12 protein-coding genes are annotated in these 15,514 nt (G+C 70.1%); all 12 read left to right on the forward strand.

The features are described from left to right. Window positions 1-467 precede the first annotated feature (467 nt). The 12 genes from ACZ7M3_RS32175 (at window position 468) to ACZ7M3_RS32230 (ending at window position 15,420) form a co-directional block, all read left to right on the forward strand. The gene (locus ACZ7M3_RS32175; protein ID WP_472067799.1) at window positions 468-1,805 is read left to right on the forward strand and encodes an OFA family MFS transporter; all 1,338 of its coding nucleotides are present in this window, start codon (window positions 468-470) and stop codon (window positions 1,803-1,805) included. Then, on the forward strand, window positions 1,771-1,908 hold the full coding sequence (locus ACZ7M3_RS32180) for an MFS transporter small subunit (RefSeq protein WP_165853968.1): 138 nt from the start codon (window positions 1,771-1,773) through the stop codon (window positions 1,906-1,908). The genes ACZ7M3_RS32175 and ACZ7M3_RS32180 overlap by 35 nt, the downstream gene beginning before the upstream one ends. Window positions 1,909-2,088: 180 nt before the next feature. Beyond that, entirely contained in the window at window positions 2,089-3,036 is a 948-nt protein-coding gene (locus tag ACZ7M3_RS32185) for a beta-ketoacyl-ACP synthase III (protein ID WP_472067801.1), read from the forward strand. Between the two features lie 162 nt (window positions 3,037-3,198). Further along, window positions 3,199-3,873: a GntR family transcriptional regulator gene (locus ACZ7M3_RS32190; protein ID WP_095851607.1), complete on the forward strand. Its 675-nt coding sequence runs from the start codon at window positions 3,199-3,201 to the stop codon at window positions 3,871-3,873. 228 nt (window positions 3,874-4,101) lie between these two features. Further along, window positions 4,102-5,283 carry an ROK family transcriptional regulator gene (locus ACZ7M3_RS32195; RefSeq protein WP_054230091.1) on the forward strand — a complete coding sequence of 394 codons (1,182 nt, stop codon included), beginning with the start codon at window positions 4,102-4,104 and terminating at the stop codon, window positions 5,281-5,283. 209 nt (window positions 5,284-5,492) lie between these two features. Then, on the forward strand, window positions 5,493-7,010 hold the full coding sequence (locus ACZ7M3_RS32200) for a sugar ABC transporter ATP-binding protein (RefSeq protein WP_472067803.1): 1,518 nt from the start codon (window positions 5,493-5,495) through the stop codon (window positions 7,008-7,010). Continuing rightward, window positions 7,007-8,029 (forward strand): ABC transporter permease, encoded by a 1,023-nt coding sequence (locus ACZ7M3_RS32205; protein WP_472067805.1) that lies wholly within the window; start codon window positions 7,007-7,009, stop codon window positions 8,027-8,029. The genes ACZ7M3_RS32200 and ACZ7M3_RS32205 overlap by 4 nt, the downstream gene beginning before the upstream one ends. Window positions 8,030-8,071: 42 nt before the next feature. Continuing rightward, window positions 8,072-9,130, forward strand: a complete 1,059-nt coding sequence (locus tag ACZ7M3_RS32210) for a substrate-binding domain-containing protein (RefSeq protein WP_472067807.1) — start codon at window positions 8,072-8,074, stop codon at window positions 9,128-9,130. A gap of 52 nt (window positions 9,131-9,182) precedes the next feature. Next, window positions 9,183-10,457: a Gfo/Idh/MocA family protein gene (locus ACZ7M3_RS32215; protein WP_472067809.1), complete on the forward strand. Its 1,275-nt coding sequence runs from the start codon at window positions 9,183-9,185 to the stop codon at window positions 10,455-10,457. Between the two features lie 13 nt (window positions 10,458-10,470). After that, window positions 10,471-11,475, forward strand: a complete 1,005-nt coding sequence (locus ACZ7M3_RS32220; protein ID WP_351310947.1) for a sugar phosphate isomerase/epimerase family protein — start codon at window positions 10,471-10,473, stop codon at window positions 11,473-11,475. A gap of 80 nt (window positions 11,476-11,555) precedes the next feature. Continuing rightward, complete coding sequence (locus ACZ7M3_RS32225; protein WP_472067811.1) at window positions 11,556-14,060, forward strand: PQQ-dependent sugar dehydrogenase; 2,505 nt, start codon at window positions 11,556-11,558, stop codon at window positions 14,058-14,060. 16 nt (window positions 14,061-14,076) lie between these two features. Continuing rightward, a complete protein-coding gene (locus tag ACZ7M3_RS32230) occupies window positions 14,077-15,420 on the forward strand; it encodes a ThuA domain-containing protein (RefSeq protein ID WP_472067813.1) in 1,344 nt (447 codons plus the stop codon). Window positions 15,421-15,514 lie beyond the last annotated feature (94 nt).

The raw sequence follows: 15,514 nt of genomic DNA on the forward strand, positions 1-15,514 counted from the left end.
AATCCACACCGAACCGGAAGGCCCTCACCTGTTCAAGATCCCTCAGCCGAGACCTGGCTCACCCGTCCACAACCTCCCGGGGCAATACACCTAGGGCGCGTTTTCGAAAGTGGATCTTGTTGGTGAGAAGACTCGACGCGGGCCCAGTCGAACACGCGCGCCGTGGGCACCGCACCAACGGGCAACAAAGCGGACACCAGGGCCCGTCACCCACCCGAGCCCCGCATCACCTCCCCGCTCGCCAACTACCAATCGGCGAACTCGCCAACAAGGAATCGGCGCGGCGCCAGGACCCGGACCCATCAACGCTTGGCTCGCCGACTACCGCTCGCGGTCACACCACCGTGGGCCACCGTGCAGGCCGGCCGACCGTTCGTCGCGCGATGGATACCGCTCACCGCATACCGTCGACGAGTTGGTGTCGAACGGCTTCACAACCGGGCAACCGCTTCCTATCGTCCGGGATCATGAGTCCCCCTGTCGCGCCACCCGGCTGGAGCCGCTGGCTCGTCCCGCCCGCCGCACTGTCCGTCCACCTCTCCATCGGCCAGGCGTACGCCTGGAGCGTCTTCAAACCGCCGCTCGAATCCGCGCTCGGCCTCAGCGGGACCCAGAGCGCGCTGCCCTTCCAGCTCGGCATCGTCATGCTCGGACTGTCCGCCGCGTTCGGCGGTACCCTCGTCGAGCGCAACGGACCGCGCTGGGCGATGACCGTCGCCCTGATCTGCTTCTCCACCGGCTTCCTGATCGCCTCGCTCGGCGCCGCCACCGAGCAGTACTGGCTGATCGTGTTCGGCTACGGCTTCGTCGGCGGGATCGGCCTCGGCATCGGCTACATCTCACCCGTATCGACCCTGATCAAGTGGTTCCCGGACCGGCCCGGCATGGCCACCGGCATCGCGATCATGGGCTTCGGCGGCGGTGCGCTCATCGCCTCGCCGTGGTCCGCGCAGATGCTGAAGTCCTTCGGGTCCGACTCCTCCGGCATCGCGCTCGCCTTCCTCGTGCACGGGCTGTCGTACGCCGTCTTCATGACGCTCGGCGTCCTGCTGGTGCGGGTGCCGCGCGGCGACAAACCGCCGGTCAAGGCCGGACCCGCGCCGCTCGACGGGGTGCAGGTGTCCGCGAGCAGTGCCGTGCGCACCCCGCAGTTCTGGTGCCTGTGGGTCGTGCTCTGCATGAACGTGACCGCGGGCATCGGCATCCTGGAGAAGGCCGCCCCGATGATCACGGACTTCTTCGCGGACACCTCCACCCCGGTGTCGGTCTCCGCCGCCGCGGGCTTCGTGGCGCTGCTCTCGGCCGCGAACATGGCGGGCCGGATCGGCTGGTCCTCCACGTCCGACCTGATCGGCCGCAAGAACATCTACCGCGTCTATCTCGGCGTGGGCGCGATCATGTATCTGCTGATCTCGCAGTTCGGGAACTCCTCCAAGCCCCTGTTCATCATCTGCGCCCTGGTGATCCTCTCCTTCTACGGCGGCGGCTTCGCGACGATTCCCGCCTACCTGAAGGACCTCTTCGGCACCTACCAGGTCGGCGCCATCCACGGCCGACTGCTCACCGCCTGGTCCACGGCCGGCGTCCTCGGGCCGCTGATCGTCAACTGGATCGCCGACCGCCAGAAGGAGGCGGGCAAGCACGGTGCGCAGCTCTACGACACCTCGTTCCTGATCATGATCGGGCTGTTGGTCGTCGGGTTCGTCGCCAATGAGCTGGTGCGCCCCGTCCACGCCCGCCACCACATCCCCGCCCCGAGGGAGGCCGCCGATGACGACTCCGTCCAGCCCCAGCAGTCCGCCTGACCGCCGTCCGCTGATCGCCTTCGCCTGGCTGTGGGTGGGGGCGCCGCTCTGCTACGGCCTGTACGAGCTCGTCCTGAAGGCCAAACAGCTGTTCACCGGGTAACGCCCGGCGTACGGACCGCGGCGCCGGGCGTGTGTGCGGACGCTGGCAGGGTGTCCGAAGGTCTGACAGAAGCCGACAAGCCTGACGCCGCTTTCCTGTGGCAACACCTGCCGTCGTACCCGTGAGTCACTGATCAGACTGGAGGATCCCCCTACCCAAGGCAACGAGGGAGACCCCCCAATGAACGGCTCACGCATCGCGGCCGTCGGCCACTACCAGCCCGCCAAGGTACTCACCAACGAGGACCTGGCAGGCCTGGTCGACACCAGTGACGAGTGGATCACGAGCCGGGTGGGCATCCGCACACGCCACATCGCCGGTCCCGACGAGCCCGTCGACGAGCTGGCCGCGCACGCCGCGGCCAAGGCGCTCGCGGCGGCCGGTCTGACCTCGGGCGACATCGACCTGGTCCTTGTCGCCACCTCCACGGCGATCGACCGCTCCCCGAACATGGCCGCCCGGGTCGCCGCCCGTCTCGGCGTGCCCTCCCCGGCCGCGATGGACGTCAACGTGGTCTGCGCGGGCTTCACGCACGCGCTCGCCACCGCCGACCACGCCGTGCGCGCGGGGGCGGCGACCCGCGCCCTCGTCATCGGCGCGGACAAGATGTCCGAGGTCACGGACTGGAGCGACCGTACGACCTGTGTCCTGGTCGGGGACGGGGCGGGGGCCGCGGTGGTCGAGGCCGCCGCTCCCGGCACCGAGCCCGGCATCGGGCCGGTGCTGTGGGGATCGGTGCCCGAGATGGGGCACGCCGTGCGCATCGAGGGCACGCCCCCGCGCTTCGCGCAGGAGGGGCAGAGCGTCTACCGCTGGGCGACGACACGGCTCCCGACGATCGCCCGGCAGGCCTGCGAGCGGGCCGGGCTCGCGTCCGAGGACCTCGCCGCGGTCGTCCTGCACCAGGCGAACCTGCGCATCATCGAACCCCTCGCCGCGAAGATCGGCGCCGTGAACGCCGTCGTCGCGCGCGATGTCGTCGACTCCGGGAACACCTCCGCCGCCAGCATCCCGCTCGCCTTCTCCAAGCTCGTCGAACGCGGCGAGATCAGCACCGGCGACCCGGTGCTCCTGTTCGGCTTCGGCGGCAACCTCTCGTACGCGGGACAGGTCGTCCGCTGCCCCTGACGTGCGCGGACAACGGGGTGTGACGTGTCCGACTCTCCCCGGGCCTGGCCATGGTGCGCCGTAGACTGTAGACGAAAGACAATCGATACTGTCTTTTGACTCGTGCTTTCCGGTGACGGCGACGGTGACGGTGACGGGATGGCTCGGCAGGAGGGGACCCCGATGTTGTCGACAGGACTGCCGCCGGGGGCGGTGCCCAAGCTCGAACGGCCAGGCCCGCTGCGCGACCGCGTCTACGAGGCGCTGCTCGAACTCATCACGACCCGCGCGCTCCAACCGGGCCAGCACCTGGTCGAGAGCGAGCTCGCCGGGCATCTCGGCGTCTCCCGGCAGCCGGTCCGCGAGGCGCTTCAGCGGTTGAACACCGAGGGGTGGGTCGATCTTCGGCCCGCCCAGGGCGCCTTCGTGCACGAGCCGACCGAGGAGGAGGCCGACCAGCTCCTCACGGTCCGTACGCTGCTGGAGGCCGAGGCCGCCCGGCTCGCCGCCGCCAACGCGGGCACCGCCGGCATCACCGCGCTCGAGGAGCTGTGCGCCGAGGGTGAGCGCGCGGTCGCCGCCGACGACGTGGACGGCGCGGTCGCGATGAACGCCCGCTTCCACGCGAAGGTCATGGAGCTCGCGGGCAACACGGTCCTCGCCGAGTTGGCCGCGCAGGTCGACCGCCGGGTCCGCTGGTACTACACCCCGGTCGCCCGGCAGCGCGGCCACCAGTCCTGGATCGAGCACCGCGACCTCATCGCGGCCATCGCCGCCCGCGACGAACCCCGCGCCACCCAGGTCATGCGCGCCCACACGGAGCACACGCGCAAGACGTACCACGAGCGCGAGAAGTAGCCCATCGAGAAGTAGCCCACCTCGTTCGGGCGCCCCCCTGAGACCCGGACCGACCGCGTCCGGGTCTCTCTTTGTCCATTCAGTGGAGAAAGTTGACGGCAATGTCTGCGCAACTTCTTCCCACCCCCGGCAGTCGCTGCTACGTTCCCATCGAAAGCAAGCCACGGTGATGTGGCCAAAACTTGTTGGACACTGGCCGATTGAGGCGGGGAGGGGCTCGTGAGACGCATGACGGCACGACCCGCGAACGCGCACCAGGCGCGACTGCTGCGACTGCTGCGCGACGGTGGGCCCAACTCCCGGGCCCAGCTCGGCGACCAGATCGACCTCTCCCGGTCGAAACTGGCCGTCGAGGTGGAACGGCTCCTGGAGACCGGGCTCGTGGTCGCCGACGGCCTCGCCGCATCCCGCGGCGGCCGCCGCTCGCACAACATCCGGCTCGCCCCGGCGTTGCGCTTCCTCGGCGTCGACATCGGGGCCACCTCGATCGACGTGGCCGTCACCAACGCGGAACTGGAGGTCCTGGGGCACATCAACCAGCCCATGGACGTCCGCGAGGGACCGGTCGCCGTCTTCGAGCAAGTCCTGTCCATGGCCGCCAAGTTGAGGTCGTCGGGGCTCGCGGAGGAATTCGACGGCGCCGGGATCGGCGTCCCGGGTCCGGTCCGCTTCCCCGAGGGCGTTCCGGTCGCACCGCCGATCATGCCCGGCTGGGACGGCTTCCCGGTCCGCGAGGCGCTCAGCCAGGACCTGGGCTGCCCCGTCATGGTCGACAACGACGTGAACCTGATGGCGATGGGGGAACAGCACGCGGGCGTCGCACGCTCCGTGGGCGACTTCCTCTGCGTCAAGATCGGCACCGGCATCGGCTGTGGCATCGTCGTCGGCGGTGAGGTCTACCGCGGTACGACGGGCAGCGCCGGCGACATCGGGCACATCCAGGCCGTACCCGACGGGCGTCCGTGCGCCTGCGGCAACCGGGGCTGCCTGGAGGCCCACTTCAGCGGGGCCGCGCTCGCACGGGACGCCACGGAGGCCGCCCAGCAGGGACTTTCGGCGGAGCTCGCCGCGCGGCTGGAGGCGGCGGGCACGCTGAGCGCCGTCGATGTCGCCGCCGCGGCCGCCGCGGGCGACGCCACCGCCCTCGGGCTGATCCGCGAGGGCGGCAACCGCACCGGGCAGGTCATCGCCGGCCTCGTCTCGTTCTTCAACCCCGGCCTGGTGGTGATCGGCGGCGGCGTCACCGGCCTCGGCCACACGTTGCTCGCCGCGATCCGCACCCAGGTGTACCGCCAGTCGCTTCCGCTGGCGACCGGCAACCTACCCATCGTGCTCGGGGAGTTGGGGCCGACCGCCGGGGTCATCGGCGCGGCCCGGCTCATCAGCGACCACCTGTTCTCGCCCGCGTAACCCTGCCAGAGCCGCACGAAGCACTCGTGCCAGAGCGCACGAACACTTCTGCCAGAGCCGCACGAAGCAATCCTTCCAGAGCCGCACCAAAGGTCATCTCACCCAAGCACCCCACCTGTACAGCGCCCTGCCCTGCCCTGCCCGAAAACGCCCGCTCCGCGGACGCACCGCCCTGAAACCGGCCCGCACGCCCGCCAAGGGGAACCGTCATGGCACCAGAACCACCGCTGCTCACCATGTCCGGCATCACCAAGTCGTTCCCCGGAGTCCGGGCCCTCGACGGCGTCGACCTCGACGTCCAGGCCGGCGAGGTCCACTGTCTGCTCGGCCAGAACGGGGCCGGAAAGTCCACTCTCATCAAGGTCCTGGCCGGGGCCCACCAGCCCGACGGCGGCACCATCGGCTGGCGCGGCGAACCCGTCACGCTCCGCTCCCCGATCGCCGCCATGCGCCTCGGCATCGCCACCATCTACCAGGAACTGGACCTGGTGGAGGGCCTGTCGGTGGCCGAGAACGTCCACCTTGGCCATGAACCCACCGCCGCCGGTTTCGTCGTACGGGGAAAGGCGGCCAAGGCGTCAACGGCGCAGCTGCTACGCCGACTCGGCCATCCGGAGATCGATCCGGCCCGCCTCGTCGGTGAGCTGTCGGCCGCCCAGCAGCAGATCGTCTCCATGGCGCGGGCACTCTCCCACGACGTACGCCTCATCGTCATGGACGAACCGTCCGCCGCCCTCGACCCCGACGAGGTCGACAACCTCTTCCGTATCGTCGGCGACCTCACCGCGGACGGCGTCGCCGTCGTCTACATCTCGCACCGGCTGGAGGAGATCCGTCGCATCGGCGACCGGGTGACCGTACTGAAGGACGGCCGCGCGGTGGCGGGCGGACTGCCCGCGAAGTCCACTCCCACGCGCGAGGTGGTGGCGCTGATGACGGGCCGCAACGTCGAGTACGTCTTCCCACAACGGCCCACGCGAGGCCCCTCGTCCGAGCCGGTGCTCAGGGTCCAAGGGCTGGCACGCGCGGGCGAGTTCGAGCCCCTCGACCTCGAACTGCGCCCCGGCGAGATCGTCGGCCTGGCCGGGCTCGTCGGCTCCGGGCGCTCCGAGATCCTGGAGACGATCTACGGGGCCCGCAAGCCGACGGCCGGTCAAGTCAGCGTGGACGGCCGGGCGTTGCGCACCGGCAGCGTACGTGCCGCCGTCCGCGCCGGACTCGGACTCGCCCCCGAGGAGCGCAAGGCGCAGGCCCTGCTCATGCTGGAGTCCGTCACCCGCAATGTGTCCGTGTCCTCCATGTCCCGCTTCTCACGCGGGGGTTGGATCGACCGGGGCGCCGAGCGAGGCGCCGCCCGCGCCGCGACACGCGAGCTGTCGCTGCGTCCCGACAACCCGTCCGTCCCGATCCGGACACTCTCCGGCGGCAACCAGCAGAAGGCCGTCCTGGCCCGCTGGCTGCTGCGCGGCTGCCGCGTCCTGCTGCTCGACGAACCCACCCGCGGTGTCGACGTGGGCGCCCGCGCCGAGCTGTACGCGGTCATCCGGCGCCTCGCCGACGAAGGCCTCGCCGTTCTGCTCGTGTCGAGCGAGGTGCCCGAGGTGCTGGGACTCGCCGACCGCGTGCTGGTGCTCAGGGAGGGCCGCGTCGTGCACACGGCGCCCGCCCAGGAGCTCGACGAACACCGCGTACTCGACCTTGTCATGGAAGGAAGCCCGGCGTCATGACGCAGCCCGTGTCCCCGCCCCGGGGCAGCACCGACAAAGTGCCGCCGATGAGCGAACTCCCCGCGTGGCGCTCCCTCGTGGCCCGCGCCGACGTCCGCACCCTCTCGCTGCTCGGCGTGCTCGTCGCCCTGATCGTCATCGGCGGTATCACCAAGCCCGACGAGTTCCTCGACACCCGAAACCTCCAACTCGTCCTCACCCAGGCCTCGGTGATCGGCGTCGTCACCGTCGGCATGACCTTCGTCATCACCTCCGGTGGCATCGACCTGTCCGTCGGCGCGATCGTCGCGCTGTCCTCGGTGTGGGCCACGACGGTTGCCACCCAGGAGTACGGCTTCGCGGGCATCCTCTTCACCGCGGTGCTCGTCGGCGTGGGCTGTGGCCTGGTCAACGGCCTGCTCATCGCGTACGGCGGGATGGTCCCGTTCATCGCGACGCTCGCCATGCTCGCCTCGGCCCGCGGCCTCGCCCTCCAGATCACCGACGGCAGGACCCAGATCGTCACCATCGACGGGATCCTGAAGCTCGGCGAACGCGACTCGTACATCCTCGGCATCCCACCGCTGGTCCTGGTCTTCGCCGTCGTCACGATCATCGGCTGGCTGATTCTCAACCGCACCACCTTCGGCCGCCGCACGGTCGCCGTCGGCGGCAACGCGGAGGCGGCCCGGCTGGCCGGCATCGACGTGCGGCGCCAGCGGCTGTACCTCTACCTGCTCTCCGGACTGTGCTGCGGCATCGCCGCCTTCCTGCTGATCATCCTGTCCGGCTCCGGCCAGAACACCAACGGCAACCTGTACGAACTCGACGCCATCGCCGCCGCGATCATCGGCGGGACCCTGCTCAGCGGGGGCCGCGGCACCATCACCGGTTCGGTCCTCGGTGTCCTGATCTTCACCACGATCACCAACATCTTCGCGCTGAACAACCTGCAGAGCGACGTCCAGCAGATCGCCAAGGGAGCGATCATCGTCGCCGCGGTCCTGGTCCAGCGGCGTACGGCAGCAAGCAGCACCTGACACGGGAGCAAGCAGCACCTGACACGGGAAGGGCCCACCGCCATGCCAGAATCCACGAGCTCCACCAGCTTCACGAGCCGCAGAGGACTCCTCTTCGGGACCGCCGCAGCCTCGGCCGGCGCCCTCCTGGTCGGCTGCACCAGCAACGACACCAAGAGCGAGAAGACGGCAGCGAACAGCCAACCGGCCGCCGACGACAAGCCCGGCAAGCACATCACCATCGGCTTCGCGGGTCCACAGGCCGACCACGGCTGGCTCAACGCGATCAACGACAACGCCAAGAGCCGGGCCAAGAAGTACTCGGACGTGACGCTGGAGATCACCGAGGGCTCCAACGACACGGCCGCGCAGATCGGCCAGATCGAGACACTGATCAACAAGAAGGTCGACGTCCTGGTGGTGCTGCCCGCCGACGGCAAGGCGCTCACCCAGGTCGGCCTGAAGGCGATGCGCGCGGGCATCCCGGTCGTCAACCTCGACCGGATCTTCAACACCCCGCAGGCGTACCGCTGTTGGATCGGCGGCGACAACTACGGCATGGGCCTCAGCGCCGGCCACTACATCGGCGAGAAGCTGAAGGACAAGCAGGACGCCAAGGTCATCGAACTCGCCGGGCTCGACAACCTGGAACTCACCAAGCAGCGCACCCAGGGCTTCGACGCGGCCCTGAAGAACTACCCCAACATCAAGAAGGTCGCCCGCCAGGCCGCCGACTTCACCGTCGAGTCCGGACAGGCCAAGATGGCCCAACTCCTCCAGGCCCAGACGAAGTTTGACGCGCTGTGGAACCACGACGACGACCAGGGCGTGGGCGCGCTGCGCGCCATCAAGCAGGCCGGGCGCGAGGACTTCCTGATGGTCGGCGGCGCGGGCGCGCTCTCCGCCTTCCAGGCCATCCAGGCCGACAACAGCGTCCTGAAGGCCACCGTCCTCTACCCGCCGACCATGGCGGCCTCCGCGATCGACCTCGCTCGCGCACTCGGCCAGGGCAAGGGCATCGGCGGGCTCGCCGAGTTCGAGATCCCGGTCTCGCTCACGCTCTACTCGGCCGTCGTCGACAAGGACAACGTCGGCCAGTACATGGCCACCGGCTTCAGGTGATCCGCCCCGCTCACACCCCCCACAGCGTCACGACGACGAGGAGGACATCCGTATGGGACAGCCGCACCAGGGCGAGGCAGCCGGGGTGGAGGCGGGGCTCGCTTCCGGGCCCGGGGCCGAGTCGGCCGGGGTGAAGGCGGGCAGGCCGACGCTCGGGGTGGGCATGGTCGGTTACGCCTTCATGGGTGCCGCCCACTCCCAGGGCTGGCGCACCGTGGGCCGCGTCTTCGACCTGCCGCGCAGCCCGGTCCTCGCCGCCGTCTGCGGCCGGGACGCGAGCGCGGTGCGGGCCATGGCCGAGCGGCACGGCTGGGCGGCGGCCGAGACCGACTGGCGGGCCCTGATCACCCGGGACGACGTCGACCTCGTCGACATCTGCACCCCCGGCGACAGCCATGCCGAGATCGCCCTCGCCGCCCTGGCCGCCGGCAAACACGTACTGTGCGAGAAGCCTCTCGCGAACACGGTCGAGGAGGCCGAGGCGATGACGGAGGCCGCCGAGGCAGCCTTCGCCCGCGGTCAGATGTCCATGGTCGGCTTCAACTACCGCCGACTGCCCGCGACTTCACTCGCCCGGAGAATGGTCGCCGAGGGGCGGCTCGGAGCCCTGCGGCACGTTCGGGTGACGTACCTTCAGGACTGGCTGGTGGACCCGGAGTTCCCGCTCACCTGGCGGCTGCGCAAGGAACTCGCGGGATCGGGCGCGCTCGGCGACCTCGGGGCCCACATCGTCGACCTCGCCCAGTACCTGGCGGGCGAGCCGGTCGTCGGGGTCTCCGCGCTCACCGAGACGTTCGTACGGGAGCGCCCGCTGCCCGCCGCAGCGTCGAGCGGACTGACCGCCGTATCGGAGACGAGCCCGCGGGCCGGGGGTGTCGGCACCGTCACCGTCGACGACGCCGCCCTGTTCACCGGCCGCTTCGCCTCCGGCGCCCTCGCCTCCTTCGAGGCGTCCCGCTTCGCGACCGGGCGCAAGAACTCCCTGCGCATCGAACTCAACGGCGAGCGCGGCTCGCTCGCCTTCGACCTGGAACGGCTCAACGAGCTCTCCTATCACGACCACACCGAACCCGGCACGCACGCGGGCTTCCGCCGGATCCTCGTCACCGAGCCCGACCACCCCTACCTGGAAGCCTGGTGGCCGCCGGGCCACGGCCTCGGCTACGAGCACACCTTCACCCACCAGGCCCGTGACCTGGTGCGGGCCATCGCAGCCGGCAGGCGCCCCGAACCGTCCTTCGCCGACGGGCTGCGGGTACAGCGCGTCCTCTCGGCGGTGGAGGAGAGCGCCCAGAAGAACTCCGTCTACACACCCATCGCGGTCTGAGGAGGCCCCGGACATGCCGCGCACCTTCACACTCTTCACCGGCCAGTGGGCCGACCTGCCCCTCGAAGAGGTCTGCCGCCTCGCCCGTGACTTCGGCTACGACGGCCTCGAACTCGCCTGCTGGGGTGACCACTTCGAGGTCGACAAGGCACTCGCGGACCCCTCGTACATCGACTCCCGGCACGCGCTCCTCGACAAGTACGGCCTCAAGTGCTGGGCGATCTCCAACCATCTGGTCGGCCAGGCCGTCTGTGACGCCATCATCGACGAGCGGCACCGGGCGATCCTGCCCGCCCGGATCTGGGGCGACGGCGAACCCGAGGGCGTACGGCAGCGGGCCGCCGCCGAGATCGCCGACACCGCGCGCGCCGCGGCGGCCTTCGGCGTCGACACGGTCGTCGGCTTCACCGGCTCGGCGATCTGGCACCTGGTCGCGATGTTCCCGCCCGCCCCCGAGTCGATGATCCAGCGCGGCTACGAGGACTTCGCGACGCGCTGGAACCCCATCCTGGACGTCTTCGACGAGCAGGGCGTGCGGTTCGCGCACGAGGTCCACCCGAGCGAGATCGCCTACGACTACTGGACAACACAGCTCGCGCTCAAGGCGGTCGACCACCGACCGGCGTTCGGACTGAACTTCGACCCCTCGCACTTCGTCTGGCAGGACCTGGACCCGGTCGGCTTCCTCTACGACTTCCGCGACCGCATCTACCACGTCGACTGCAAGGAAGCCCGCAAGCGGCTCGACGGACGCAACGGCCGCCTCGGCTCGCACCTGCCCTGGGGCGACCCCCGTCGCGGCTGGGACTTCGTGTCGGCCGGGCACGGCGACGTCCCCTGGGAGGACGTCTTCCGCATGCTCCGTTCCATCGACTACACGGGCCCCATCTCGGTCGAGTGGGAGGACGCCGGCATGGACCGGCTCCAGGGCGCACCCGAGGCCCTGACCCGTCTCAAGGCGTACGACTTCGAGCCGCCGTCGGCATCCTTCGACGCGGCGTTCGGCGGCAACGACTGACTTCTCCTGTGTCTCCGGGGTGACGGCGCACCCCGGCGCAAGCACTCGCTCGTACAACCAGCCCCTTTCTGGAGGCATTCGTGCACGGGAAAGACCGCGCCACCCGCACCGACAGAACCGAGACCCACAGAGGACGCCCCGCATTCCGCCGAGCGCTCGCCCTGCTGAGCGGCGCGTTGCTCGCGGCCGCCTCGCTCACCCTCACCGCACCCCCGGCCGGCGCAGCCGTCGCCGACCCGGGGAACACGGCAGCGGCGGAGGACTTCCAGCAGGTCACCCTCGCCAAGGGCGAGCCCGAGGTCGGCGAGCCCATGTCGCTCGCCGTGCTCCCCGACCGCTCGGTCCTGCACACCTCGCGCGACGGCGAACTCCGCCTCACCGACGCGGCCGGGAACACCAGGATCGCGGGCAAACTCGACGTCTACACGCACGACGAGGAAGGCCTGCAAGGCGTCGGCATAGACCCGGGCTTCGCCGACAACCGCTTCATCTACCTCTACTACGCGCCGCCCCTGAACACCCCGGCGGGCGATGCCCCCGAGACGGGCACGGCGGCCGACTTCGCGCCCTTCGACGGCGTCAACCGTCTCTCCCGCTTCGTCCTCAAGACGGACGGCACCCTCGACACCGCCAGCGAGAAGAAGATCCTCGACGTCCAGGCCACCCGCGGCATCTGCTGCCACGTCGGCGGCGACATCGACTTCGACGCGGCGGGGAACCTGTACCTGTCGACCGGGGACGACTCCAACCCCTTCCAGTCCGACGGCTTCACGCCCATCGACGAGCGCCCCGACCGCAACCCGGTCTTCGACGCCCAGCGCTCGGCCGGCAACACCAACGACCTGCGCGGCAAGATCCTGCGCATCAAGGTCAATGCCGACGGCTCGTACTCCATCCCCGACGGCAACCTGTTCACGCCCGGCACGGACAAGACACGGCCCGAGATCTACGCGATGGGCTTCCGCAACCCGTTCCGATTCAGCGTCGACAAGGCGACGGGCATCGTCTACGTCGGTGACTACGGCCCCGACGCGGGAGCGGCCGACCCGGCGCGCGGCCCCGGCGGCCAGGTCGAGTTCGCCCGCGTCACCGGCCCCGGCAACTTCGGCTGGCCGTACTGCACGGGCAAGAACGACGCCTACGTGGACTACGACTTCGCGACGAAGACCTCCGGCGCCGCCTTCGACTGCAACGCCCCGAAGAACACCTCCCCGCACAACACGGGACTGACGGACCTGCCCCCGGCCCAGCCCGCCTGGATTCCCTACGACGGCGCTTCCGTCCCGGAGTTCGGCAGCGGCTCGGAGTCCCCGATGGGCGGCCCGGTCTACCACTACGACGCCTCGCTCGACTCGCCCGTGAAGTTCCCGCAGGCGTACGACGGGAACTTCTTCGCCGGAGAGTTCGGCCGCCGCTGGATCAAGCGGATCGCGAGTGATTCCGCCGGCACGGTGCAGTCCATCAACTCCGTCCCGTGGACCGGCACGCAGGTGATGGACATGGCGTTCGGACCGGACGGCGCCCTGTACGTCCTCGACTACGGCACCGCATGGTTCGGCGGCGACGAGAACTCGGGCCTCTACCGCATCGAGAACGCCACCGACGGCCACTCGCCCGTCGCGCAGGCCGCGGCCGACCGCACCTCGGGACAGGCCGCTCTCAAGGTGAGCTTCTCCTCGGCCGGTTCGTCCGACGCGGACGGCGACGCCCTCACCTACAGCTGGGACTTCGGCGACGGCGGTACGTCGACGGCGGCGAACCCCTCCCACAAGTACAAGGCGAACGGCACCTACACGGCGACGGTGACCGCCAAGGACACGACCGGCCGCACCGGCAGCGCGAGCGTGCAGATCGTGGTCGGCAACACCGCACCCAAGGTCGTGATCGAACAACCGCGTGACGGCCAGCTGTTCAGCTTCGGCGACCCCGTGCCGTTCAAGGTGAAGGTCACCGACCCCGAGGACGGCCGAGCGATCGACTGCGCCAAGGTGAAGGTCACCTTCATCCTCGGTCACGACAGCCACGGCCACCCGCTCACCTCGGCGAACGGCTGCTCCGGCACCCTCCAGACCAGCGCCGACGGCGGCCACGACGAGGACGCCAACATCTTCGGAGTCCTCGACGCCGAGTACACCGACGGCGGAGGCGGCGGCCAGGCCCCGCTGACCACCCACGACCAGAACGTGCTCCAGCCCAAGCACCGCCAGGCCGAGCACTACGGCAAGTCCTCCGGCATCACCGTCCAGTCCAAGGCCACCGCGCACGGCGGCAAGACCGTCGGCGACATCGACAACGGCGACTGGATCTCCTTCACCCCCTACTCCCTGAGCGACGCCCAGAAGATCACGGCACGCGTCTCCTCCGCCGGCGCGGGCGGCACCCTCGAGATCCGCGCGGGCTCCCCGACCGGCCGGGTGCTGGGCCGGGCGACCGTACCGGTGACGGGCGGCTGGGACACCTTCCAGGACGTGAGCGCCGATCTCGCACACGCCCCGCGCGGCACCACCACGCTCTACCTCGTCTTCAAGGGGAGCGCCACCGGAGCGCTCTACGACGTGGACGACTTCACCTTCACGACGAGCTGACGGGGGGGTGACGGTCATGCGCACATCGCTACGCATGCTGACCGTGGGTGCCGCTGCCGCCCTGCTCCTCGGGTGTGTGTCGGGACCGGCGGCGTCGAAGGGCGCGGACGGACCCGACAGGAGCCGGGTGCTGGTCTTCTCGAAGACCGCGGGCTTCCGGCACGACTCGATCCCCGAGGGGATCGCCGCCGTGCGGGAGCTCGGGACCACGGGCGGCTTCGCGGTCGACGCCACGGAGGACGCGGGCGCCTTCACACCACGCAACCTGGCGCGGTACGACGCCGTCGTCTTCCTCTCGACGACCGGTGACGTCCTCGACACCACCCAACAGGCCGCCTTCGAGCGGTACATCAAGCGGGGCGGCGGCTATGTGGGCATCCACGCGGCCGCCGACACCGAGTACGACTGGGCCTTCTACGGCGGCCTCGCGGGCGCGTACTTCCAGTCGCACCCCGCGATCCAGCCCGCGACGGTCACCGTCGAGGACCGCTCCCACCCGGCGACCTCGGGACTCCCGAGATCCTGGGAGCGCACGGACGAGTGGTACAACTACCGCTCGAGTCCGCGCGACCGGGCCCACGTCCTCGCCTCGCTCGACGAGTCCTCGTACACCGGCGGCACGATGAGCGGCGACCATCCGATCGCCTGGTGTCAGGAGTACCGGGGCGGCCGCGCCTTCTACACCGGGGGCGGCCACACCAAGGAGTCGTACGCCGAACCCGCCTTCCGGCAGCACCTGCTGGGCGGCATCCGGTACGCCATCGGCGCCGCCCAGGCCGACTGCCGCCCGGAGAACGGCTACCGGCCGCTCTTCGACGGCACGGCCGGGTCGCTGTCGGCGTGGAAACAGGCGGGCCCGGGCTCCTTCTCGCTGAGCGACGACGGCACGCTGACGTCCCACGACGGCCTGGGGATGCTCTGGTACGCCGGTTCCGGGTTCGGCTCGTACTCGCTGAAGCTGGACTGGCGGGTGGGCGGGGACGACAACTCCGGGGTGTTCGTCGGTTTTCCGGAATCCGACGACCCCTGGTCGGCCGTCAACAACGGCTATGAGATCCAGATCGACGCGACCGACGCCCCCGACCGCACCACCGGGGCCGTGTACAGCTTCCAGTCCGCCGATCTGAAGAAGCGCGACCGCGCGCTGAACCCGCCGGGGGAGTGGAACACGTACGAGATCCGCGTGGAGGGCGAGCACCTCCGCGTCTGGCTCAACGGTGTGAAGATCAACGATTTCACCAACACCGATCCGGTACGAAGCCTGCGCGACGGACACATCGGCCTCCAGAACCACGGAGCCGACGACCAGGCGTCCTTCCGTGACGTCCGGATCAAGGAACTGCCCACGAAGGGCGACTGACCGGCGGCGGGCGGGGGACGCCGGACCCCCGCCCGCCGTCTCGCCCACCTCTCTTCTTTCTCCTCTCTCCTCTCCCCTGTGTGGCTGACGTACG

This window comes from Streptomyces sp. NPDC111656 (genome assembly GCF_055656965.1).

What these genes read in the sequence shown, in the direction of transcription:
- ACZ7M3_RS32175 (WP_472067799.1), top strand. Translation starts at nt 468, where the DNA reads ATGAGTCCCCCTGTCGCGCCACCCGGCTGGAGCCGCTGGCTCGTCCCG.
- ACZ7M3_RS32180 (WP_165853968.1), top strand. Translation starts at nt 1,771, where the DNA reads ATGACGACTCCGTCCAGCCCCAGCAGTCCGCCTGACCGCCGTCCGCTG.
- ACZ7M3_RS32185 (WP_472067801.1), top strand. Translation starts at nt 2,089, where the DNA reads ATGAACGGCTCACGCATCGCGGCCGTCGGCCACTACCAGCCCGCCAAG.
- ACZ7M3_RS32190 (WP_095851607.1), top strand. Translation starts at nt 3,199, where the DNA reads ATGTTGTCGACAGGACTGCCGCCGGGGGCGGTGCCCAAGCTCGAACGG.
- ACZ7M3_RS32195 (WP_054230091.1), top strand. Translation starts at nt 4,102, where the DNA reads ATGACGGCACGACCCGCGAACGCGCACCAGGCGCGACTGCTGCGACTG.
- ACZ7M3_RS32200 (WP_472067803.1), top strand. Translation starts at nt 5,493, where the DNA reads ATGGCACCAGAACCACCGCTGCTCACCATGTCCGGCATCACCAAGTCG.
- ACZ7M3_RS32205 (WP_472067805.1), top strand. Translation starts at nt 7,007, where the DNA reads ATGACGCAGCCCGTGTCCCCGCCCCGGGGCAGCACCGACAAAGTGCCG.
- ACZ7M3_RS32210 (WP_472067807.1), top strand. Translation starts at nt 8,072, where the DNA reads ATGCCAGAATCCACGAGCTCCACCAGCTTCACGAGCCGCAGAGGACTC.
- ACZ7M3_RS32215 (WP_472067809.1), top strand. Translation starts at nt 9,183, where the DNA reads ATGGGACAGCCGCACCAGGGCGAGGCAGCCGGGGTGGAGGCGGGGCTC.
- ACZ7M3_RS32220 (WP_351310947.1), top strand. Translation starts at nt 10,471, where the DNA reads ATGCCGCGCACCTTCACACTCTTCACCGGCCAGTGGGCCGACCTGCCC.
- ACZ7M3_RS32230 (WP_472067813.1), top strand. Translation starts at nt 14,077, where the DNA reads ATGCGCACATCGCTACGCATGCTGACCGTGGGTGCCGCTGCCGCCCTG.